The 21,751-nt window shown below is 69.2% G+C and carries 22 protein-coding genes; 16 read left to right on the top strand and 6 right to left on the bottom strand.

Annotated features, from left to right (window positions below; translation table 11 throughout):
- The first annotated feature begins 107 nt into the window (after nt 1-107).
- Both AC3CBB_RS07720 and AC3CBB_RS07715 read left to right on the top strand, forming a co-directional pair.
- Nucleotides 108-1,394: an NtaA/DmoA family FMN-dependent monooxygenase gene (locus tag AC3CBB_RS07720; protein ID WP_488626563.1), complete on the top strand. Its 1,287-nt coding sequence runs from the start codon at nt 108-110 to the stop codon at nt 1,392-1,394.
- A gap of 16 nt (nt 1,395-1,410) precedes the next feature.
- Complete coding sequence (locus AC3CBB_RS07715; protein ID WP_488626562.1) at nt 1,411-1,926, top strand: gamma carbonic anhydrase family protein; 516 nt, start codon at nt 1,411-1,413, stop codon at nt 1,924-1,926.
- A gap of 104 nt (nt 1,927-2,030) precedes the next feature.
- Here the strand turns inward: AC3CBB_RS07715 and AC3CBB_RS07710 are convergent, their stop codons facing one another.
- The gene (locus AC3CBB_RS07710; RefSeq protein WP_488626561.1) at nt 2,031-3,581 is read right to left on the bottom strand and encodes an amino acid permease; all 1,551 of its coding nucleotides are present in this window, start codon (nt 3,579-3,581) and stop codon (nt 2,031-2,033) included.
- A 168-nt stretch (nt 3,582-3,749) separates the two neighbouring features.
- Between AC3CBB_RS07710 and AC3CBB_RS07705 the strand changes: the two genes are divergently transcribed.
- Together AC3CBB_RS07705 and AC3CBB_RS07700 are read left to right on the top strand one after the other, a co-directional pair.
- Nucleotides 3,750-3,944: a hypothetical protein gene (locus AC3CBB_RS07705; protein WP_488626560.1), complete on the top strand. Its 195-nt coding sequence runs from the start codon at nt 3,750-3,752 to the stop codon at nt 3,942-3,944.
- 94 nt (nt 3,945-4,038) lie between these two features.
- Nucleotides 4,039-5,232: a mechanosensitive ion channel family protein gene (locus AC3CBB_RS07700; RefSeq protein WP_488626559.1), complete on the top strand. Its 1,194-nt coding sequence runs from the start codon at nt 4,039-4,041 to the stop codon at nt 5,230-5,232.
- Here AC3CBB_RS07700 and AC3CBB_RS07695 read toward each other — a convergent pair.
- Nucleotides 5,229-5,417 (bottom strand): hypothetical protein, encoded by a 189-nt coding sequence (locus AC3CBB_RS07695; RefSeq protein WP_123504987.1) that lies wholly within the window; start codon nt 5,415-5,417, stop codon nt 5,229-5,231. The genes AC3CBB_RS07700 and AC3CBB_RS07695 overlap by 4 nt on opposite strands.
- Before the next feature lie 76 nt (nt 5,418-5,493).
- Between AC3CBB_RS07695 and AC3CBB_RS07690 the strand changes: the two genes are divergently transcribed.
- Nucleotides 5,494-7,131, top strand: coding sequence for an SLC13 family permease (locus AC3CBB_RS07690; RefSeq protein WP_488626558.1), 1,638 nt, complete (start codon nt 5,494-5,496; stop codon nt 7,129-7,131).
- Here the strand turns inward: AC3CBB_RS07690 and AC3CBB_RS07685 are convergent.
- The 3 genes from AC3CBB_RS07685 to AC3CBB_RS07675 form a co-directional block, all read right to left on the bottom strand.
- Nucleotides 7,128-7,829 carry an alpha/beta fold hydrolase gene (locus AC3CBB_RS07685; protein WP_488626557.1) on the bottom strand — a complete coding sequence of 234 codons (702 nt, stop codon included), beginning with the start codon at nt 7,827-7,829 and terminating at the stop codon, nt 7,128-7,130. The genes AC3CBB_RS07690 and AC3CBB_RS07685 overlap by 4 nt on opposite strands.
- Before the next feature lie 62 nt (nt 7,830-7,891).
- Nucleotides 7,892-8,746, bottom strand: a complete 855-nt coding sequence (locus AC3CBB_RS07680) for a sugar phosphate isomerase/epimerase family protein (RefSeq protein WP_123504983.1) — start codon at nt 8,744-8,746, stop codon at nt 7,892-7,894.
- 86 nt (nt 8,747-8,832) lie between these two features.
- A complete protein-coding gene (locus AC3CBB_RS07675; protein WP_123504982.1) occupies nt 8,833-9,801 on the bottom strand; it encodes a magnesium transporter CorA family protein in 969 nt (322 codons plus the stop codon).
- A gap of 129 nt (nt 9,802-9,930) precedes the next feature.
- Here AC3CBB_RS07675 and AC3CBB_RS07670 point away from each other — a divergent pair, with 129 nt between their 5' ends.
- The 7 genes from AC3CBB_RS07670 (at nt 9,931) to otsB (ending at nt 15,630) form a co-directional block, all read left to right on the top strand.
- Entirely contained in the window at nt 9,931-10,365 is a 435-nt protein-coding gene (locus tag AC3CBB_RS07670; protein ID WP_488626556.1) for a hypothetical protein, read from the top strand.
- Nucleotides 10,366-10,425: 60 nt separating this feature from the next.
- A complete protein-coding gene (locus tag AC3CBB_RS07665; protein ID WP_488626555.1) occupies nt 10,426-11,334 on the top strand; it encodes an ABC transporter ATP-binding protein in 909 nt (302 codons plus the stop codon).
- Nucleotides 11,331-12,038 carry a hypothetical protein gene (locus AC3CBB_RS07660; RefSeq protein ID WP_488626554.1) on the top strand — a complete coding sequence of 236 codons (708 nt, stop codon included), beginning with the start codon at nt 11,331-11,333 and terminating at the stop codon, nt 12,036-12,038. Before AC3CBB_RS07665 ends, AC3CBB_RS07660 begins: the two co-directional genes overlap by 4 nt.
- The gene (locus tag AC3CBB_RS07655; protein WP_233579813.1) at nt 12,035-12,313 is read left to right on the top strand and encodes a hypothetical protein; all 279 of its coding nucleotides are present in this window, start codon (nt 12,035-12,037) and stop codon (nt 12,311-12,313) included. The genes AC3CBB_RS07660 and AC3CBB_RS07655 overlap by 4 nt, the downstream gene beginning before the upstream one ends.
- A gap of 16 nt (nt 12,314-12,329) precedes the next feature.
- Nucleotides 12,330-13,103, top strand: a complete 774-nt coding sequence (locus tag AC3CBB_RS07650; RefSeq protein ID WP_488626553.1) for a fructosamine kinase family protein — start codon at nt 12,330-12,332, stop codon at nt 13,101-13,103.
- A gap of 125 nt (nt 13,104-13,228) precedes the next feature.
- Complete coding sequence (locus AC3CBB_RS07645) at nt 13,229-14,809, top strand: alpha,alpha-trehalose-phosphate synthase (UDP-forming) (RefSeq protein ID WP_488626552.1); 1,581 nt, start codon at nt 13,229-13,231, stop codon at nt 14,807-14,809.
- Nucleotides 14,806-15,630: a trehalose-phosphatase gene (gene otsB, locus AC3CBB_RS07640; RefSeq protein ID WP_488626551.1), complete on the top strand. Its 825-nt coding sequence runs from the start codon at nt 14,806-14,808 to the stop codon at nt 15,628-15,630. The genes AC3CBB_RS07645 and otsB overlap by 4 nt, the downstream gene beginning before the upstream one ends.
- 531 nt (nt 15,631-16,161) lie before the next feature.
- Here the strand turns inward: otsB and AC3CBB_RS07635 are convergent.
- The gene (locus AC3CBB_RS07635) at nt 16,162-16,743 is read right to left on the bottom strand and encodes a DinB family protein (protein ID WP_488626550.1); all 582 of its coding nucleotides are present in this window, start codon (nt 16,741-16,743) and stop codon (nt 16,162-16,164) included.
- Nucleotides 16,744-16,813: 70 nt separating this feature from the next.
- Here AC3CBB_RS07635 and AC3CBB_RS07630 point away from each other — a divergent pair, with 70 nt between their 5' ends.
- Genes AC3CBB_RS07630 through ilvN form a run of 4 tightly spaced genes read left to right on the top strand, consistent with a single transcriptional unit; the run spans nt 16,814 to nt 21,744 of the window.
- On the top strand, nt 16,814-17,596 hold the full coding sequence (locus tag AC3CBB_RS07630) for a hypothetical protein (RefSeq protein WP_488626549.1): 783 nt from the start codon (nt 16,814-16,816) through the stop codon (nt 17,594-17,596).
- Between the two features lie 10 nt (nt 17,597-17,606).
- A complete protein-coding gene (gene ilvD / locus AC3CBB_RS07625) occupies nt 17,607-19,319 on the top strand; it encodes a dihydroxy-acid dehydratase (protein WP_123504975.1) in 1,713 nt (570 codons plus the stop codon).
- 44 nt (nt 19,320-19,363) lie between these two features.
- The gene (locus AC3CBB_RS07620) at nt 19,364-21,241 is read left to right on the top strand and encodes an acetolactate synthase large subunit (protein WP_123504974.1); all 1,878 of its coding nucleotides are present in this window, start codon (nt 19,364-19,366) and stop codon (nt 21,239-21,241) included.
- Nucleotides 21,238-21,744, top strand: a complete 507-nt coding sequence (gene ilvN, locus AC3CBB_RS07615) for an acetolactate synthase small subunit (RefSeq protein ID WP_123504973.1) — start codon at nt 21,238-21,240, stop codon at nt 21,742-21,744. Before AC3CBB_RS07620 ends, ilvN begins: the two co-directional genes overlap by 4 nt.
- The last annotated feature ends 7 nt before the right edge of the window (nt 21,745-21,751 follow it).

Below are 21,751 nucleotides of genomic sequence, written 5' to 3'. Positions count from 1 at the left end.
GCGCGGCGCAATCATCGCGAAACCGGAGGGGTGGGCCGTCCGAAACACCCGTTGTCCATCCTGGAGTGACCCATCCACGATCGCACGGGAGATTCACGATGTTCCACATGGCCTGGTTCCTCACCACCGGCTTCGGCGCCTACGGCTGGAACGGCCAGTGGTCGGGCAACGTCCCGAAAGACGTCGGCAACCCGCAGCTCTTCGTCGACCTGGCGACCAGCCTCGAGCGCGCCGGCTTCGACTACATGATGCTCGAAGACTCGTCCGTCCTGCCCGACGTCTTCGAGGGCACTCCGCGCCAGGCCCTCGAGACCGGCGTCATCCGCTTCGACCCGATGCCGCTCGTGCCGCTCCTCGCCGGCGCCACCAAGAAGCTCGGCATCGTCGCGACCGCCTCGACGAGCTTCTACCCGCCCTTCCTCGCCGCCCGCCTGATGACGACGCTCGATCACCTGACGCAGGGGCGGGTCGGCATCAACCTGGTGACGTCGAGCCCGCATGCGGCCGCCCAGAACTACGGCTACGACGAGCACTTCGAGCACGATCTCCGCTACCAGATGGCCGACGAGTGGGTCGACGCCGTCACGGCGCTCTGGGACGGCTGGGAGGAGGGCGCGCTCACGTTCGACGAGCAGGCCGGTGTCTTCGCCGACCACACCAAGGTGCACCGCGCCGACTTCGACGGCGAGTTCTACAAGACGCGCGGGCCGCTCAACGTGCCGCCGGGGCCGCAGCGCCACCCGGTCATCTGCCAGGCCGGCGGCAGCCCCGCCGGCATGGAGTTCGGCGCCCGCCACGCCGACACCATCATCGCCCAGGTGCGCACGACGGAGGCCGCCAAGGCGTACCGCGACGACATCTCGGCGCGCATGATCGCGAACGGCCGCGACCCGAGAGACGTGAAGGTGCTGTTCCTGTACCAGCCGGTCCTCGCAGACACCGACGCCGAGGCTCAGGCCAAGGCCGACCGCATGGACGCGGCCGCCGCAGCCAACCTCGACGGAGCCCTCGCCGGCATGTCGTACGTCTCGGGCATCGACTTCTCGAAGTACGACCTCGATGCGCCCATCGAGGACCTCACGGGCAAGAGCAACGGCCACCAGTCGTCGGTCGACGAGTTCGCCCGCACCTCGAAGGGCAAGACACTCCGCGAGACGCTCGCCCTCCGCACCACGGTCGGGACCCGCCATATCGGCTCGCCCGACAGCGTCGCCTCGCAGATGGAGGAGATGATGCAGGAGTGCGGCGGCGACGGCTTCCTGGTCGCCCTGCCGGTCACCCGCAAGAACATCACCGAGGTGTGCGACGGGCTCGCGCCGGCCCTCCGTCGCCGCGGCCTGATCCGCGACTCGTACGACGGTGCCACCTTCCGCGAGAACCTCCTGGCCTTCTGAGTGACATCGTGAGGGGATGACTGCCATCTCCTTCGGGGGCCGAGCGCCCCGAGTTCCTGCGTCCGCCTTCATCGCACCCGGTGCCGTGCTCGTCGGCGGGGCGAGTCTCGGCGAGAACGCGAGCGTGTTCTACGGCGCCGTCGTACGGGCCGACGTCGACGACATCAGCGTCGGCGCCGGCTCGAACCTGCAAGACAACGTGTCGGTCCACTGCGACGCAGGAACTCCCACCGTCATCGGATCGGGCGTCAGCGTGGGGCACGGCGCCGTCGTCCACGGCTGCACCATCGAGGACGACTGCCTCATCGGCATGAACGCCACCGTCCTCAACCGCTCGGTCATCGGCGCGGGGTCGCTCGTCGCGGCCGGCTCCGTCGTGCTCGAGGGGACCGTCGTGCCGCCGCGGTCGCTCGTCGCCGGGGTGCCGGCCAAGGTGCGCCGCCCGCTGAGCGACGACGAGGTCGCCGGCCTGCGCGACAACGCCGCCCGCTATGTCGAGCTGGCGCGGCTGCACGCCGCCGCCCTCGCCTGACGGAAGACCGGGCCCGCTGAAACCACGATCGGGACTGTCCACCACACAATGCCGTGGTGGGCAGTCCCGATCGTGGGTTGCACCGGGTGCGGTGCGATGCAGCTCTACTTGTCGTCGCGGGGCACCTGCTGGTCGGCGTCTCGACCGGTGACGGGGAACGGACCCGTGACGCCCTCGCGGATGGCCGCGATCTGCAGGATCCGGTCGCGCTGCAGGAACCAGCCCAGGATCAGCAGCGGGATGATGATGATCAGCGACGCCACGGTGAAGGTGCCGATCGGCGAGTCGAAGGCCATCAGGACGAGGACCGCGACCAGGAACGCCAGGGTGGCCCACGAGGTGACGGGGGCACCGGGCATGCGGAACGTCGGCGCCTTCGCCTTGCCCTCCTTGACGAACTTCCGGAACCTCATCTGGCACAGGATGATCGTCGCCCACGCTGTGACGATGCCGAGCGCCGAGATGTTGAGCACGATCTCGAACGCCTGGTCGGGCACGACCGCGTTGAGTGCGACGCCGAGGAGGGTGATGCCGGCGGTCAGCAGGATCCCGCCGAACGGGACGCCGCCCTTCGACATGACCGTGGTGAACTTCGGCGCCGAGCCGTTCATGCCCATCGAGTGGAGCACCCGGCCGGTCGAGTACAGGCCGGCGTTGAGGCTCGAGAGGGCCGCCGTCAGGACGACGAAGTTCATGATCGACCCCGCGATCTGACCGACCTGGGGGTTGCCGATGCTCGAGAAGAACGTGACGAACGGACTCTCGCCGGCCTTGTACGCCGTATAGGGGAGCAGGAGGGCGAGGAGCACGAGCGAGCCGACGTAGAAGACGGCGATGCGGATGATGACGGTGTTGATCGCGCGGGGCACGACCTTCTCGGGGTTCTGCGTCTCGCCCGACGCCGTTCCGACGAGCTCGATGGCCGCGTAGGCGAAGACGACGCCCTGCACGATGAGGACGGCCGGGAGCAGACCCTGCGGCAGAATGCCGCCGTTGTCGCGGAGGACCGCCAGCCCCGTGTCGATCGACGACCCGTCGTGCGTCACCGGGAAGGCCGCCGCCAGCCAGATCACGCCGATCACGAGGAAGATCACGAGCGCCGTCACCTTGATGAGCGCGAACCAGAACTCCATCTCGCCGAAGACCTTGACGGCCACGAGGTTGAGGCTGAGCACGACGGCGAGAGCGATGAGGGCGAGGAGCCACTGCGGGGCCGAGGTGAACGCCTTCCAGTACTGCAGGTAGAGCGCAACGGCCGTGGTGTCGACGATCGCGGTCATCGCCCAGTTCAGGAAGTACATCCAGCCGGCCGCGTACGCGAACTTCTCGCCGAAGAACTCCCGAGCGTACGAGATGAACGAGCCCGACGACGGACGGTGGAGCACGAGCTCGCCGAGAGCGCGGAGGATGAAGAACGCGAACAGGCCGCAGATGGCGAAGACGATGGCGAGCGCAGGCCCGGCGGTGGCGAGACGCCCGCCCGCGCCGAGGAACAGGCCCGTTCCGATTGCCCCGCCGATCGCTATCATCTGCAGCTGGCGAGGCTTCAGCCCCTGATGGAATCCCTCTTGCTCGTGCGAGAAGTCCTGTGCGACGAACTCGTCAGCGGGCTTGCCTTCGGGGGCGCTCGGCCCCCCCTTTATGGGGGTACTCATTGCGGCACGGTACTGGCGCATTCACCGGCGGGCCAGTCGGCGTTAAGGAGGACTGCGGGGTACAAACAGCGAAACGACAGCGAAGTCCCAGGGCTCCGCGAGGGCCGCCCGGATAACTTGGGCGTCGTGACACTTGAACGACTAGATTTCGCTCGCCGCCCGGTCCGGGTGACGACTCGCGCACTCACCGACCACCTGGTGCAGGTCTCCAGCGACGACGCCATCCTGGGCTTCGTCCGCAGCGACTGGAACGGCTACTCCGCCCTCCGCGGATCGCACCTCGCGTCGGCGACGCTGCTCGGCACCTACGCGACCCGGGGTCTCGCACAGGAGGCGCTGCGCCAGCGCCCCCGCAGCATCTGAATCGACGCGCTTCCGCCCTGGCAATGAACTGGCCATCCCGAGTTCCTGCGCCCTGAATCGCGCGACAGGCGTCGTTCGCTGACAGGCTTGGACGATGACCTGGTTGCAACCCGTTCTGGCCGTCGCTGCGGCCGTCCTCATCGCCTTCATCGTCTCGGCGGTGGTGTCGCTGATCTTCCGGCTGATCGCCAAGCGGGAGGCGTGGGCGTCACGCCTCGTGATCCGCGTGCGGCGGCCGTTCCGGACGACACTGCTGATCGCGCTCGTCTGGATCGCGTTCTCGTCGTCGATGCAGAACGTGCTGCCGAAGGGATACACGGGCGACTCGCTCGTCGGGCAGGTGTTCCGCTGTGCCCTGATCGTCGCGATGGCGTGGCTCATCGCGTCGCTCGCGATCTACTTCGAAGACCTGGGCCTCGCTCGGTACCGCCTCGACCAGCCCGACAACCGGGTGGCGCGGCGGCTTCGCACGCAGGTGCTGCTGATCCGGCGCCTCACCGTGGCGGCGATCGTGATCATCGCGGCCGGCGCGATCCTGCTGGGGTTCCCGGGTGTGGAGGCCGTCGGCGCGAGCGTGCTGGCCAGCGCCGGGCTCGTCTCGGTCATCGCCGGTCTCGCCGCGCAGTCGACGCTGTCGAACGTGTTCGCCGGGATCCAGCTCGCCTTCAGCGACGCGCTCCGCGTCGACGACGTCGTGATCGTCGAGACGCAGTGGGGTCGCATCGAGGAGATCACCCTCACCTACGTCGTGGTGCACATCTGGGACGACCGGCGCATGGTCTTGCCGTCGACCTACTTCACGACGACGCCGTTCGAGAGCTGGACACGGCGCAACTCGGAGCTGCTCGGCCAGGTCGACTTCGACCTCGACTGGCGCATCGCCCCGGGGGCCATGCGCGAGGAGCTCGACCGGATCCTGGCCGCAACCGACCTGTGGGACAAACGGGTCAAGGTGCTTCAGGTCACCGACGCGGTCGGCGGATTCGTGCACGTGCGCATCCTGGTGTCGGCCGTCGATGCGGCCGTTCTCTTCGACCTCCGCTGCCTGGTGCGCGAGGAGCTCGTCACGTGGATGCACGAGAAGAGCCCCCAGTCGATGCCGCGCACGCGGGTCGAGCAGGTGGCCGCGGAGGTCCCGTCGCGGCGCGCGACGAAGTCGACGGCGGCCGAGGGCGGGCTGTTCACCGGCGAGCACGCCGACACCGAGCGGGCGGCGCTGTTCACGTCGGCCATCCCTATCGTCGAGCGGAGTGCGATCGTCGAGCGGGACGCCCCGGGGAACGACTAGGCGTCGTCGTCGGCGTGGTTCGCCGCGTCGACCACGTTGCCGATGGCGATGGCGGTTGACGCGGCCCAGCTCACCCAGAGGAGCAGGAGGCGCCAATCGCGGGGGCCGCTCGCCGTGGCCTTGAGGGCGCTGAAGCCCGAGAAGGCCGCACTGATGATGGCACCGTTGAAGAGGAACTTGCGCAACTTTGACTCCTAGACGTCGTTGACGTCAAACCTACCCGGACACACCCCGGTAACGACCGCTCGCTACTGTGTCCGGATGCGACCACGAGCCAGGGCTCTTGTCGGACTCGCCGCGGCCGCAGCCGTCGTCGGCGGGTTCGTCTCAGCCGGGAGCCCCGACCAGACCGCCGGTGCCGCGACGGCCTCCACCGCCATGCCCACCGGCCCGGTCGTGTCGAACGGCACGACGTGGACCCCGTCGTACTCCCAGAACTTCACCACGGACGCCGCGCGCGGCCGGGTCGCCGGGTACAAGCTCGCCTTCCTGCTCTGGCCGACCTCCGACGACTGGAGCGACGGCGAGATCGACTGGCCCGACGGCAACCTGGCGGGCGCCATCTACCCGGCCTCCAAGGTCGTGGGCTCGTCGACGAACGCCTTCGACGGTCCCTCGCACGACGTCACCTCCAGGTCGAGACGAACACCGACGGCAAGGCCGTGTCGGCGTCCGCTCAGGGGCACGTCCAGGTCGCCTGGGTCGTCCAATACAGATGACGACCTCTGGGCATGGCACACTGACGCAGTGAAAACTGCCCTCATCGGTGCGGGCCTCGCTGTGATCGGCGCCGTCGCCGCCCTCACCGGTGTGCTCTCGCCCGACGCCCTCCTCGCCCTCCTCGACCGGGTCGCCCCCGTCCTCGGCTTCGTCATCGGCCTCACGATCGTCGCCGACCTCGCAGCCGAAGCCGGCCTGTTCGCCGGCCTCGCCGACGTCGCTGCCCGAGTGGCCGGCGGCCGCGTCTGGGTGCTCTGGCTCCTGGTCGTGCTGCTCGCCGTGCTGTGCACCGTCTTCCTGTCGCTCGACACGACAGCCGTGCTGCTCACGCCGGTCGTGGTCCTCGTGGCCCGGAAGGTCGGCGCCTCTCCGCTGCCGTTCGCCTTCACCACCGTCTGGATCGCGAACTGCGGCTCGCTCCTGCTGCCGGTGTCGAACCTGACCAACCTGCTCGCCGTGCACGCGCTCGGCAACCCCGCCCCGCTCGCATACGCGGCGCTGGTCGCCCCGGCGGCGGCCGTCGGGATCCTGGTGCCGGTCGTCGCCGTGGGCGTGCGCTACCGCCGCGAGCTCGGCGCACGGTTCGAGAGGGTCGCAGGAACTCCGGCTCCCGACCGCGGGCTCTTCGTCATCGCCGCGGTGGTGGTCGTGCTGCTCGTCCCCGCGCTCGTCTCCGGTGTCGCCGTCTGGATCCCCGCGGCGGCGGCCGCCCTCGTGCTCGTGGTGGCCTTCGCCGTGCGGAAGCCCTCCGCCCTGCGCCTCACCCTCGTGCCGTGGGGCACCCTCCTGTTCGCGTCGGGGCTCTTCGTCGTCGTCGCCGCGGCGCAGGCGCTCGGCCTCGCCACCCTGCTCGGCGACATCGTCGGCACCGGCACGTCGTTCCCCGACCTGCTCCGTCTCGCCGGGGGCGCGGCTCTGTCGGCGAACACAGCCAACAACCTGCCGGCCTACCTCGCGCTCGAGCCGGTCGGCGGCAGCGAGCTCCGCCTCGTCGCGATCCTGATCGGCGTGAACCTGGGGTGCATCGTGACGCCGTGGGCGTCCTTGGCGACCCTGCTGTGGCACGGGCGCCTGGTCTCGCTCGGCGTGGAGGTGCCGTGGAAGCGGTTCCTGCTCGCGGGGCTCGGCCTGACGGTCGTGATGCTGCCGCTCTCGGTGCTCGCGCTCGTGCTGCTTTAGGCGCCGGCGACCGCGGTCGCGATCGCTGCCCCGAGGTCGTCGGGTCGAGTGAACTGCGGCCAGTGGCCGGTCGGCAGGTCGACGAACGTGCGGCGGTGGATCCGGCCGAGCTCGGAGACGAACGGCTGGCCGCTCTCGACCCACTCGCGGATCAGGGCGGAGCCGAACTCGCAGGCGATGACCGTGATCGGCACGTCGTAGCGGCGCACGTCGCCGAGCTCGAGCGCGTCGTATGCCGGGCCCCTCGGCTCGGGGACGGCCCGCGCCCGGAACTCGGCGCGCAGCCCCTCGTCCAGGCCGACGAGGTCGGGCTCGTCGAAGGCCGACCACGCCGGCAGCGGGATCTCGCCGCCCACGACGGGCAGGTCGCGGTTCACCGCCGCGCCGTGCCCGATCGGCACGCAGTCCACGTAGACGGCGCGCACCACCGCCTCGGGACGGGCGTCGACGGCGCCGTGCACGGGTGCCGCGCCGCCGGAGTGCGCGACGAGCACCACGGGCCCGTCGGCCGCGTCGACCGCAGCGACCACGGCTGCGACGTGATCGGCCAGCGAGACCTCGGAGCGGTCGGCGTCGACCGACTCGAGCCCGGGCAGGGTCAGGGCGTTCACGCGGTGGCCGGCTGCCGTCAGCGCCGGGGTCACGGCGTCCCACGAGGCGCCGTCGAGCCAGAATCCGGGTACGAGCACGATGTCCATTGCCGCGACCCTACCGCCGGTGCCACGCGCAGGCCCACGATCGGGACTGGGCACCACGGGCTTCAGTGGTGCCCAGTCCCGATCGTGGTGCGGAGCGACGGGGCCGGGGCCGACGGCGCGACGCGGGGCACGGCGAGAGCGGAGCGCGCGAAGTCGACTGTCTCCTGCAGCATGGCGAGGCGGAGTTCCTGCGACCCGGCCTTCTTGGTGTTGACCTCGGCGATGACCGAGCCCGACCAGTCGCGCGAGGCGAGCTCGCGCAGCACGGCCGCCACCGGCTCGACGCCGCGGCCAGGCACGAGGTGCTCGTCGAAGATGCCCCCGTCGTCCGAGGCCCGCGACCCGTCGCACAGGTGCACGTGACGGAGGCGCGAGTCGAGGGCGCGCGCCAGCTCGAGCGAGTCGCGACCCGAGAGCGAGGCGTGCGAGAAGTCGAGGGTCGCGGCGTCGACGTCCATGGTGCTCGGGTCCCAGCCCGGGGCGTAGGCCTTCATCGAGCGGCCCGCGATCTTCCACGGGAACATGTTCTCGACGGCGACCGTGACCTCGTAGGCGGCCGAGACCTCTCGCACGATATCGAGGAACTGCTCGGCATAGCCCTGCTGCCAGCGGAACGGCGGGTGCGCGACGACGGTGCCCGCGCCGACCTCGCGGGCCAGCTCGGCGCTTCGCTCGAGCTTCGTGCGCTGGTCGCGGCCCCAGACGAAGTGCGTGAGCAGCAGCACGGGGGAGTGCACCGACAGGATGGGCTGGCCGTGCTCGCGCGCCAGCTCGATCAGGCGCGGCGCCCGGTGCGTGGCCGGGTCGTTGGTCACCATGATCTCGACTCCGTCGAAGCCGACCTCGGCTGAGATCGCGAAGGCCTGCTCGAGGCCGAGCGGATAGACGCAGGAGGTGCTCATGCCGACCGTGATCATGCGGCTCACGCTAGGCGCCGACTGTGGCCGCCCCGTGAACACGGTGTTAAGAAGTGCGGTATTTCAGGATCGCAGGAGGTGGTGCGTCACAGCCAGTCGCGCTTCTTGAACGACGCGTACAGCACCACCGAGATCGCCACGATCGACACCGACGACAGGGCGAAGCCCCACTCGTGCGAGTAGCCGGGAAACGGCACGTTCTGCCCGAAGAACCCGGTGATCGCCGTCGGCACGGCGATGATTCCAGCCCACGACGTGACCTTCTTCATGACGAGGTTCATCCGGTTGCTCTGGATGCTGAGGTTCGTGTCGAGGATCGTCGACACCAGGTCGCGGAGGCTGTCGGTCTGCTCGATCACCCGCAGCACGTGGTCGTAGACGTCTTGGAAGTACGGCCCCATGTCGGGCGCGAACTGGGTGTCGTCGCGCCGGAGCAGCGTGTTCAGGATCTCGCGCATCGGGTTCACGACGCGCCGCAGCGTGACGAGGCTCTTGCGGAGCGCGAACGAGCGGCGCTGGATCTCCATCGTCTGCTGCTTCAGGTCGAACAGGTTCTCCTCCAAGCCGTCGATCGCGTCGTCGAGGGCGTCGGCGGTGTCGTAGTGCCGGTCGACGATGCGGTCGAGGAGGCCCCAGACGAGAAAGGCGACGCCCTTCTGGGCGAGGTCGCGGTTGTCGTCCCACGTCTTCGTGACGAGCGAGATGTCGAACGACTCGTCGTGGATCGTCACCATCGCGCGCCGAGTGATGAACGCCTTGACCTCGCGGGTGGCCAGGTCGCCCGACTCCGGGTCGAAGTCGACGTCGTACATCACGGCGAACAGGAACTTCTCGTACCGGTCGAGCTTCGGCCGCTGCCCGTGCTCGAGGGCGTCCTCGATGGCGAGCTCGTGCAGGTTCATCTCCTCGCCGACCTTGTCGAGGTCGGCCTGGGTGGGCGAGACGAAGTCGACCCAGATCATGCAGTCGTCGGATTCGAGGTAGTCGCTGACGTCGTCGAGAGCGAAGTCCTCGCCGACGAGCGATCCGTCGCGGTAGGCGCGGGTGCGGTGCATGCTCGCGATTTTAGGCGGCGGCGCCCGGCGACGGATGCGGGGTACGCGTGTGTCCGCCGAGATGCCGACTCGCGTCGCTGAAGTATTACCGAGACATTTCATGTGTATGTTCGTCCAGAAAGGAAACGCGTGAAGAAAGTCAATCGTGTCTCAGTCGCTGCAGGCATCGTGCTCGGGAGCCTCTCGATCGGTCTCGGAGCGACGCCAGTCGTTGCGGCGCCTGCTCCCAGCACCACCACGGCGGTTGTCTCGACCGCAAGCTCCGTCACGCCAATCGGATCCCCGTCGGGCATCGGTGCCGACCTTCGAATCCCGGCAGATACTCCGGAGCCGTCGAAGTCGTCGAGGGGCAGGATCCCGATCGGTCCGATCATCTCGTTCATCAAAAAAGCCGGCGTCGCAATCTGGAAGGCCTGCGTCAAAGCGGCCAAGGCCGGTTGGAGCAAGACGGTGGCTTGGTGGAACAGTCTGGCCTCGTGGGTCCGCTCGGGTATCAAGTTCCTCGCCAACGCTTCTGCGACTGAGATTCTCAGCCGGATCGTCGACTGGGTTCTCACCCACTAACCCGTGCGGCGGGCGAAATCTTCGCATTTCGCCCGCCGCGACCATTCTCGAAGGAGTCCTATGGTGCATCTCGTGTGCAGAGACGTCACTAGGCGGTACGGAAAACGAGACGCTCTCAGCGGTATCTCTTTCGATGTGCGGGCCGGGACCGTGGTGGGACTTGCCGGGCCCAACGGTTCGGGGAAGACCACGCTTTTCCGGCTCCTGTCGGGCCTTGGTCAGCCGTCGAGCGGGACGATCACGATTGATGGTGGATCTCCGGAGCTGACCCGAATTGGCGACTCCGGTACTGGCGTGTTCTTGGGAGTGGACAACCTCCATCCTGGTCGAACGGTCCGAGAGACCCTGCGGTTGGTGGCCTTTCTTTCTGGACAGAGTCGGTCCAGAGCTGATGATCGATTGGAGTGGTCCGGTCTTTCCGCGGTTGGTAGTCGTCTTGTCAAGACTCTGTCTCTCGGGATGAGGGTACGACTGGGGTTGGCACTCGCCACTCTTCGGCCGACAGCGATTCTCCTTCTCGACGAGCCGATGAACGGCCTCGACGCCGAGGCGATCACCTGGGTGAAGTCGGTCATGCGGCAGTTCGCCGAATCCGGCGGGATCGTAGTCGTCTCAAGTCACCTCTTGAACGAGCTCGAAGCGGTGGCGGATCGCGTCTTGATCCTGAGCCGCGGGATGCTTGTGCATGATGTGAGTTGTGGCTCAGCCGTCGAGCACACGCGAACTCTCCTTCGAGTCGACGATGATGCGCGACTCGCTGATGCCCTCTCGGAGACCGGCTGGGCGCATCGATACTCGGCGGGAAGCTGGGCGATCGATGGTCCGCTTGAGGCGGTTGGCCTCTGTGCATTCCGGGCTGGCATCGCCGTACTCGAACTCCGCGACGATCAAGGCGAATCACTCGAGAAGACGTTCGCTGCTGTCGCCTCAGGTGAATATCGACCTCCCCTACGCGGAGGTGCCAAATGAGCCGCCTCATTGCCTTTGAGCTAAGGAAGCTTTTTGACACGCGATCGTCCATCGTCACGATGCTCGTCTGCATCGTCGCTGCCGTAGGGCTCGGCGCTCTCGGGCTGCTTGTCCAAGAAGGGGGAGTCCTCGACCTGAGTCAGACGGCGGCGGCTGCTGTTTTGCCGTTCGCAATTATCGCGCCCGTCCTGTCGGCCATCGCCGCTGCATCAGACTGGCGCACGCAGGCGATACAGCAGACGCTTTTCGTGGAGTCGCGGCGTGATCGCATCTTTCGAGCGAAGATCGCCGCATCCCTCATCGGAGTCCTCGGAATCAGCGGTGTTGCCATCGTGCTAGCCGTTGCTGCGGGACTAACCGTGGGACTCAGCCGCGAACAACCGATGGTCCTCGGTGGGTTCTGGGCGATGGTGTGGGGTGTCGTAGCTCTTGTGGTGCCGGGATGTCTGTTCGGGTTCGCAATCGGCGCGGTTGCGTTGTCTCCACCAGTGGCGGTCGCAGTGGTCCTCTTCGTCGAGCTTGTTTTCGATCTCGCGCTCGCGGTCGTTCCTGACGGCGGCGGCAGGTATTTCGCATCCGCGAGTTTCCCGAACTGGATGGCATCAGGAGCTGATCCCTTGGCCGCGGTGACATCCGCCGCTCTCTGGATTGTTGTCCCTGGTGCCGTCGGGTTCCTTCGATATCTTCGAAAGGAGGCGTCTTGACCAACGAACCACACCCTGTCGTGGAGAAGCGCGTCTACGAGACGCGCTGGTGGCTCTGGTGTGTCGCCGTGGCAACGTTCGTCGGGACGGCAGACGTTCGCCGGAGACTTGATCGAGATTGGGATGGCGTCCTCCTTCTCGAGGCATTCGCCACCCTGGTGGCTCTTGTTGTCACATGCTCCCTGTGGCGAGGCAAAGTCGTTTCCGGATTTCTGGTCATTGCCGTCGGTCTTTGTTTCTACAAAGCCCTTCAGGTGGTCCTCGATCACTGGTGACGGGCAGGATTCAGGGGTGACCTCGCATGTGAAGACCCGGCCCGATGCTCCCGCAGGCTTCTTCCAGGCCGAAGCCCGCGGCCTCCGCTGGCTGGCCGAAGCCCAGGCGGCGGGCGGCGCCCGGGTCGCCGAGGTGATCGCCGTGGCGGCCGGCCGCATCGAGCTGGAGGCCGTCTCCGAGGTCCGCCCTTCGACCGACGCGGCCCGCGCCTTCGGCAGCGCGCTCGCCGTCACCCACGGCGCCGGCGCCGCCGACTTCGGGGCCCCGCCCGACGGCTGGACCGGCCCCACGTTCATCGGCAGCCGCGAGCAGGCGTGTCGCCCCCGCGACTCGTGGGGCGTCTTCTACGCCGAGCAGCGCGTGCGGCCATTCGCCGACATCGCCGTAGCGGCGGGCAGCCTCGCGCCAGACGAGGCGGCCGTCGTCGGGCGCGCCTGCGATGCCATCGCGGCGGGGGAGTTCGACGACGATGCGGCGCCCGCGCGCCTCCACGGGGACCTCTGGAACGGCAACGTGCTCTTCGGCGCCGACGGCGTCGTGCTGATCGACCCGGCGGCGCACGGCGGGCACCCCGAGACCGACCTTGCCATGCTCGCGCTCTTCGGCTGCCCGTACCTCGACGACGTGCTGGCCGCGTACGACGCGGCAGCGCCGCTGCGCCCGGGCTGGGAGGCGCGGGTGCCCCTGCACCAGCTGCACCCGCTTGCGGTGCACGCGGCAGGGCACGGCCGGAGCTACGGCGTCGCCCTGGCCCGTGCGGCGGAGGCGACCCTGCGCCTGCTGGACTGATCTGCCGGGGCCGGCCCCCCCGGGTTCCTGCGCCCGGGCCTCTGAACCGCCCGGTTCGGCGCGCTGGTAGCCTCGGATCCCCGGGGGAATGCGTCCCGGGTCAGCGAGCGGAGCACCTACACCCGATGTCCGAACACCCCGATCACACCCCTCCCGCCACCGAGCACGAGACCTACGGCTTCGTCGTGGTCTCGAACCGCCTGCCGGTCGACCACACCGTCGACGAGAACGGCGACGTCAAGTGGGAGCACTCGCCCGGCGGCCTCGTCACGGCCCTCGAGCCCGTGATGCGCGCGAACGACGGCGCCTGGGTGGGCTGGGCCGGCAAGCCCGACCTCGAGTTCGAGCCGTTCGAGAACGACGGCATCAACGTCGTGCCCGTGCCGCTCAGCGAAGAAGAGGTGCAGCGCTACTACGAGGGCTTCAGCAACGACACGCTCTGGCCGCTGTACCACGACGTCATCTCGGCCCCGACCTACCACCGCGTGTGGTGGGACAGCTACGTGCTGGTGAACCGCCGGTTCGCCCAGCGCGCCGCCGAGGTCGCCGAGCAGGACGGCGTCGTGTGGGTGCAGGACTACCAGATGCAGCTGGTGCCGCAGTTCCTCCGCGAGCTCCGCCCCGACCTGACCATCGGGTTCTTCAACCACATCCCGTTCCCGCCGCTCGGCATCTTCTCGCAGCTGCCGTGGCGCGAGAAGATCCTCGAGGGTCTGCTCGGCGCCGACGTCATCGGGTTCCAGCGCGCCGACGACGCCTCCAACTTCTCGCGCTCGGTGCGCCATCTGCTCGGCTACGCCACGACGCGCCCCTACATCGACGTGCCGGTCGACGACGAGTCGGCCCCGCTGTCGCGCCGCGGTCGCAAGGTGCGCCGCGTCGTCGCGAAGCACTTCCCGATCTCCATCGACTCCGCCGGCTTCGAGGCCTTGGCCCGCAAGCCCGAGATCCAGGCCCGCGCCCGCGAGATCCGCGAGGGGCTCGGCAACCCGAAGACGGTGATCCTCGGCGTCGACCGCCTCGACTACACGAAGGGCATCCGCCACCGCATGAAGGCGTTCGGCGAGCTGCTCTCCGACGGCCGTCTCAGCGTCGAGGACGCGACTCTCGTGCAGGTCGCGTCGCCGAGCCGCGAGCGCGTCGAGGCGTACATGGCCCTGCGCGACGAGATCGAGCTGACGGTCGGCCGCATCAACGGCGACTACGCCACCATGAGCCACACCGCGATCAGCTACCACCACCACGGCTACCCGCGCGAGGAGATGGTCGCGCTCTACCTCGCCGCCGACATCATGCTCGTGACGGCCCTGCGCGACGGCATGAACCTCGTCGCCAAGGAGTACATCGCCGTCCGCTTCGACAGCGACGGCGTGCTCATCCTGAGCGAGTTCGCCGGTGCCGCGGACGAGCTCCGCAGCGCCCTCCTCGTCAACCCGCACGACATCGGCGGCCTCAAGAACACCATCATGCGCGCGATCGAGATGCCGCGCCGCGACCGCGTCACGCGCATGCGCGCCCTGCGCCGACGCGTGCTCGACAACGACGTGGCGAAGTGGTCGGCGTCGTTCCTGGCCGCGCTCTCCGACGTCCGGCCGGGCCACCGAATCGCGGCACCGCCGAAGAAGACCGTCGAGGAGGCGCTGGCCGAGTCGTCGGGATCCGAGCCCGCAGACGACAGCGCAGGAACCCCGGAGACCGCCGCATGACCGCCCCCGCCCCCGTGCCCGGCGCCGCCGAGGCACCCGACGCCGCAGCCGAGACCGCCATGGCCGACGCGCTCGGCCGCCTCGCGACCACCGCCGTGCTGCTCGTCGCGCTCGACTTCGACGGCACCCTTTCGCCGACCGTCGACCAGCCGATGGGCGCGCGCATGCTCCCCGAGGCGCGCGAGGCCCTGCTCCGTCTCGTCGAGCTCCCCGACACCACGGTGGCCCTCGTCTCGGGCCGCGCCATCGCCAGCCTGGCGGAGGTGTCCGAGATGCCCGACGACGTGCTGCTCGTGGGGTCGCACGGTGTCGAGTACCGGATCGACGGCTCGGCCGATGTCGGCCTCACGCCCGAGGAGTCGGCGCTGCGGACCACGATCCACACCGTCCTCGACGAGGTCGCGGCCGGCTACGAGAACGTCATCGTCGAGGAGAAGCCGGCCGGCTTCGCCCTCCACACGCGCAATGCGACCGACGCCGATACCGAGGCGGCCGATGCGGAGGCCGCTCGCCGCATCGAGGCCGAGGCGCCCGGCGCCTTCTCGCGCATCGGCAAGGACGTCCTGGAGTTCGCTGTCCGCAGCGCATCGAAGGGCGACGGGCTGGAACGCCTGCGTGCCATGACCGGTGCGACCGCCGTTCTCTTCGCCGGCGACGACGTGACCGACGAGGACGGCTTCGCCGTGCTCGGCCCTGACGACTTCGGCCTCAAGTGCGGCTCGGGCGCCACCGCGGCGGCCTACCGCGTCGCCGATCCCGCCGCGGTCGCGCACCTGCTGGCTGATCTGGCCGACCTCCGCGCCCACCTCGGCCAGAGCTAGGGCGAGTCGCTCGGGGGCGCACCCTCCGGCGTTGTCGCACCGGCGACATGGCTCCGCCATAGTCGCCGGTGCTCCGCCTTGGAGTGCACGCCTCCGAGCGACTCGCTGGGGTCGGCCGGGGGCGCACCCTCCGGCGTTGTCGCTTCGGCGACATGGCTCCGCCATAGTCGCCGGTGCTCCGCCTTGGAGTGCACGCCTCCGAGCGACTCGCTGGGGTCGGCCGGGGGCGCACCCTTCGGCGTTGTCGCTTCGGCGACATGGCTCCGCCATAGTCGTCGGTGCTCCGCCTTGGAGTGCACGCCTCCGAGCGACTCGCTGGGGTCGGCCGGGGGCGCACCCTTCGGCGTTGTCGCTTCGGCGACATGGCTCCGCCATAGTCGTCGGTGCTCCGCCTTGGAGTGCACGCCTCCGAGCGACTCGCTGGGGTCAGCCGGGGGCGCACCCTCCGGCGTTGTCGCACCGGCGATATGGCTCCGCCATAGTCGTCGGTGCTCCGCCTTGGAGCGCACGCCTCCGAGCGACTCGCTGGAGCTAGCGGTCACCGGCCTCGCGGGCGGCGGCCTCGATCCTCGCCCGGAAGGCCGCCCACTCGTCGGGCGACTTGCCGGGCACGTTCGCGTCGGCCGGGCCGTTGCCGATCGACCCGTCGATCGTCTCGCGCAGGATGTCGGCGTGCCCCGCATGCCGCGCCGTCTCGGACAGCATGTGCACGAGGATCCACTGCAGCGTCACGGCCTTGCGGTCGTCCGGCCACCACGGCACGACGCCGGCCGCATCGAGGGGGAGCGCCTCGACGGTCGCGTCGGCGTGCGCGGCCGAGTAGTGGTGGAACTCCACGACGTCGGCGATCGTCTCACCGGCCGGCGACCACATGTCGTCGTCTTCGGCCGCACCGGGCAGCTCGAACGCCACCCGCCGCTCGGCGGGCCGCCCGAACACCTCGCCCAGGTAGCCGAGCTGCACGCTGGCGGTGTGCTTGACGAGCCCGATCAGGTTCGTGCCCGTCGGCGTCATCGGCCGGTGCGCGTCGTACTCGCCGAGCCCCTCGAGCTTGTGCAGCAGGTCGTCGCGCCGCTGCCTGAGGTAGAGGTGGAGTCGCTCTTTCTCATCCATGCGCCCACCCTGCCCGCCCCCACCGACATTCGGCCGACCGACCGCGACCCGGGCGAACTACCATCGAGCCATGAGCCCCGAGGAGCGCCGAAGCGAACTCGAAGCCCGGGTCTACGGCACCGAGGCGCCCGACCCGCGCGACGTGGCCGAGCTGCGAGCCCTCCTGCATCCGCTCGTGCACGGCAGGCAGGGCCATGAGTCGCAGGAACTGCCCGCCGCAGCCCCCGCCGCCGCCGACGCCACCCCGCCGCCGAGGTCCCGTCCGGCCCGCAGCTGGGTCGCGGTCGCGGGCGTCGCCGTCCTCGTCGCCGGCCTGGCGGGAGCCGGCGTCGCCCAGGCGCTCCACGCCGACCCGCCGGGCGACGCCCCCGGGGCAGCTCCGGCCGCCGTCGCCACCTACGGGCTCAGCGCCGTCGACCCGGGAGCCGCCGTCGCCCAGGGCCTCGGCTCGGAGTACTTCGACCAGAAGCAGGTGGCCGCCGACATCCCGGCGGTCGTCCCGACGCGCGTCGACCCGGCGACCACCCGGCGCGTCCTCGCCCAGTTCACCGACGGTCGCGTGAAGGGCGGCATCTGGGTGGCGCGGGGGATCGACGACTCGTTCTGCCTGATCATGGCGGCGGGCTCGGACCGGGCGGCGAGTTCCTGCACCCCGGAGAAAGACGCCGCGGCGGCGGGCGTGCGCCTCGATCTGGTGGTGTCGGCGACGCGCTCGTACTCGGCCCGGTGGAACATCTCGGCCGGAATCCTGGAGGTGTCGCCGATGGACCTCACGGTCAGCCGGACGGCGCGGCCGACGCCGACCGGGCAGCCGGGGCTCCACCCGTCCGACACGGCCACTCCGACGCCCTAAACTGAGCGGCATGCCTGAGAAATTGAACGAGCACGGCGTCGACTGGAAGCCTCGGAGCAGAGACGTCACCGACGGAGTCGAAGCCACCACCTCGCGAGGAATGCTCCGCGCCGTCGGAATGGGCGACGCCGACTGGGAGAAGCCGCAGATCGGCATCGCCTCGTCGTGGAACGAGATCACCCCCTGCAACCTGTCGCTGAACCGACTCGCCCAGGGCGCCAAAGAGGGCGTCCACTCGGGTGGCGGCTACCCGCTGCAGTTCGGCACCGTCTCGGTGTCCGACGGCATCGCGATGGGCCACGAGGGCATGCACTTCTCGCTCGTCTCGCGCGAGGTCATCGCCGACAGCGTCGAGACCGTCATGATGGCCGAGCGCCTGGACGGCTCCGTGCTGCTCGCCGGCTGCGACAAGTCGCTGCCGGGCATGCTGATGGCCGCCGCGCGCCTCGACCTGGCCAGCGTCTTCCTCTACGCCGGATCGATCGCTCCCGGCTGGGTCAAGCTGTCGGACGGCACCGAGAAGGACGTCACGATCATCGACTCGTTCGAGGCCGTCGGTGCCGCCAAGGCCGGCACGATCTCGGACGAAGACCTGTACGCCATCGAGTGCGCCATCGCCCCGGGCGAGGGCGCCTGCGGCGGCATGTACACCGCCAACACGATGGCCTCGGTCGCCGAGGCGCTCGGCATGAGCCTCCCCGGCTCGGCCTCGCCGCCCTCGGCCGACCGTCGCCGCGACTACTTCGCCCACCGCTCGGGCGAGGCCGTCGTGAACATGCTGAGGCTCGGCATCACTGCGCGCGACATCCTGACCAAGGAGGCGTTCGAGAACGCCATCGCCGTCGCCATGGCCTTCGGCGGCTCGACGAACGTCGTGCTGCACCTGCTCGCCATCGCCTACGAGGCCGAGGTCGACCTGACCATCGACGACTTCAACCGCATCGGCGACAAGGTGCCTCACATCGGCGACCTCAAGCCGTTCGGCAAGTACGTCATGAACGACGTCGACCGACACGGCGGCGTGCCCGTCGTCATGAAGGCCCTGCTCGATGCCGGATTGATCCACGGCGAGTGCCTCACCGTCACCGGCAAGACCGTCGCCGAGAACCTCGCCGACATCAAGCCGAAGCCGCTCGACGGCGAGGTGCTGCGCACGCTCGACAACCCGATCCACCCGACCGGCGGGCTCACCGTCCTCAGCGGCTCGTTCGCACCCGAGGGCGCCGTCGTCAAGACCGCCGGCTTCGACGCGGACGTGTTCGAGGGTCCTGCCCGGGTGTTCGAGCGCGAACGTGCCGCCATGGACGCCCTCACGGAGGGGCGCATCGACAAGGGCGACGTCGTCATCATCCGCTACGAGGGCCCGAAGGGCGGCCCGGGCATGCGCGAGATGCTCGCCATCACGGCGGCCATCAAGGGCGCGGGCCTCGGCAAGGATGTACTACTGTTGACGGACGGACGATTCTCAGGCGGCACAACCGGCCTGTGCATCGGCCACATAGCACCCGAAGCGGTCGACGCAGGTCCGATCGCATTCGTGCGCGATGGTGATCTGATTCGGGTCGATATCGCTGCTCGCTCGCTCGACCTACTCGTCGATCCGGCTGAGCTTGACGCCCGCCGTGACGGCTGGGCACCTCTGCCTCCCGTGTACACGCGCGGAGTCCTGGCCAAGTACGCCCGCCAGGTGAAGTCCGCCGCAGAGGGCGCTGTCACCTACTAGGGCTTTCACCCATTCGCCACCACCCCCAGAGGGAATCGTCACCGATGACTCCAGATGCAAGTCCCCTGCCCACCGCACCCGCCCGCCCACGCCAGGCCAGCCCCGAGATCCTGACGGGTTCCGGTGCCATCCTCCGGTCGCTCGAGAAGCTCGGCGTCACCGACGTCTTCGGCCTTCCCGGCGGCGCGATCATCCCGTTCTACGACGAGCTCATGTCGTCGACGGCGATCCGCCACATCCTGGTCCGCCACGAGCAGGGTGCCGGTCACGCCGCCGAGGGGTACGCCGCCGCCTCCGGGCGGGTCGGCGTCGCCATCGCGACGTCCGGTCCCGGCGCCACGAACCTCGTGACCGCGATCGCCGACGCCTACATGGACTCCGTGCCGCTCCTGGCCATCACCGGCCAGGTGTTCTCGACCCTCATGGGAACCGACGCGTTCCAGGAGGCCGACATCGTGGGCATCACGATGCCGATCACGAAGCATTCGTTCCTCGTGACGAAGCCGGAGGACATCCCGGCGACCCTCGCGGCGGCGTACCAGATCGCCTCGACCGGCCGCCCCGGCCCCGTGCTCGTCGACATCACCAAAGACGCGCAGCAGATGTCCGCGCCCTTCGTCTGGCCCGAGACGGTCGACCTGCCCGGCTACCGTCCGATCACCAAGGCGCACGGGAAGCAGATCACTGCCGCGGCCCAGCTCATCGCCGAGTCGCGCAAGCCGGTCTTCTACGTCGGCGGCGGCGTGATCCGCTCCGGTGCGTCGGCCGAGCTGCTCGAGCTCGTCGAGGCCACGGGGGCACCCGTGGTGACCACGCTGATGGCTCGGGGCGCGTTCCCCGACTCGCACCGGCAGCACCTCGGGATGCCGGGCATGCACGGCACCGTCCCGGCCGTCCTCGGCCTGCAGGAGAGCGATCTCATCATCGCCCTCGGCGCCCGCTTCGACGACCGGGTGACCGGCAAGGCGGAGCTCTTCGCCCCGAACGCCAAAGTCGTGCACGTCGACATCGACCCCGCCGAGATCTCGAAGATCCGCCTGGCGGACGTGCCGATCGTGGGCGACGCGCGAGAGGTCATCATTGACCTCACGGCCGCCTACGCCGACATCACTGGCGGTTCGCAGCCCGACCTGTCGGCGTGGTGGGAGCGTCTGAACGGTCTCCGCGAGCAGTTCCCGCTCGGCTTCACCGAGCCCGACGACGGCCTGCTGTCACCGCAGAAGGTCATCCAGCGCATCGGCCAGCTCTCCGGGCCGGAGGCCGTCTACGCCTCGGGTGTCGGCCAGCACCAGATGTGGTCGGCCCAGTTCATCCAGTACGAGCGTCCTCACGCCTGGCTGAACTCCGGCGGAGCCGGCACCATGGGCTACTCGGTCCCCGCCGCCATGGGCGCCAAGGTCGGCCAGCCCGACCGCGTCGTCTGGGCGATCGACGGAGACGGCTGCTTCCAGATGACCAACCAGGAGCTCGCCACCTGCGTCATCAACGACATCCCGATCAAGGTCGCGATCATCAACAACTCGTCGCTCGGCATGGTGCGTCAGTGGCAGACCCTGTTCTACGAGGGCCGCCACTCGTTCACCGACCTGAACACCGGCCACACCGGCGGCGGCACCGTCACTCGCATGGTCCCCGACTTCGTCAAGCTCGCCGACGCCTACGGCGCCCTGGGCATCCGGGTCACCCGCGAAGACGAGATCGACGCCGCGATCCAGCTGGCCCTCGCGACCAACGACCGCCCCGTCGTCATCGACTTCGTGGTCAGCCGCGACGCGATGGTGTGGCCCATGGTGCCGCAGGGCGTATCGAACTCCGAGATCCAGCACGCTCGCGCCCTCGCCCCCGAGTGGGACGACGAGGCGCCCGGCACGAGCGCGACCGACACCACCCGCGACGGCGACATGACCGGAGAACACGCATGAGCCACGTCCTCTCCCTCCTCGTCGAAGACAAACCCGGTCTGCTGACCCGCGTCGCCGGCCTCTTCGCCCGCCGCGGCTTCAACATCGAGAGCCTCGCCGTCGGCAAGAGCGAGATCCCCGGCCTCAGCCGCATCACCGTCGTCGTCGACGTCGAGGAGCTCCCGCTCGAGCAGGTGACGAAGCAGCTCAACAAGCTGATCAACGTCATCAAGATCGTCGAGCTCGACTACTCGCAGTCGGTCCAGCGCGAGCACATGCTCATCAAGGTCCGCGTCGACAACACGTCCCGGTCGCAGGTGCTCGAGGCCGTCAACCTCTTCCGCGCCAGCGTGGTCGACGTGTCGACCGATGCGCTCGTGATCGAGGTCACGGGCGACACCGGCAAGACGACGGCTCTTCTGAGGGTGCTCGAGCCCTATGGCATCAAGGAGATCTCGCAATCCGGGCTCCTCGCGATCGGCCGCGGTGCCAAGAGCATCACCGACCGCGTCTTCAAGAACTGACCCGCAC

It is taken from the genome of Frondihabitans sp. OV104 (genome assembly GCF_057787745.1).
Note: the sequence above shows the minus strand (reverse complement) of the source record. Positions and strands in the feature narration are given on the sequence as shown.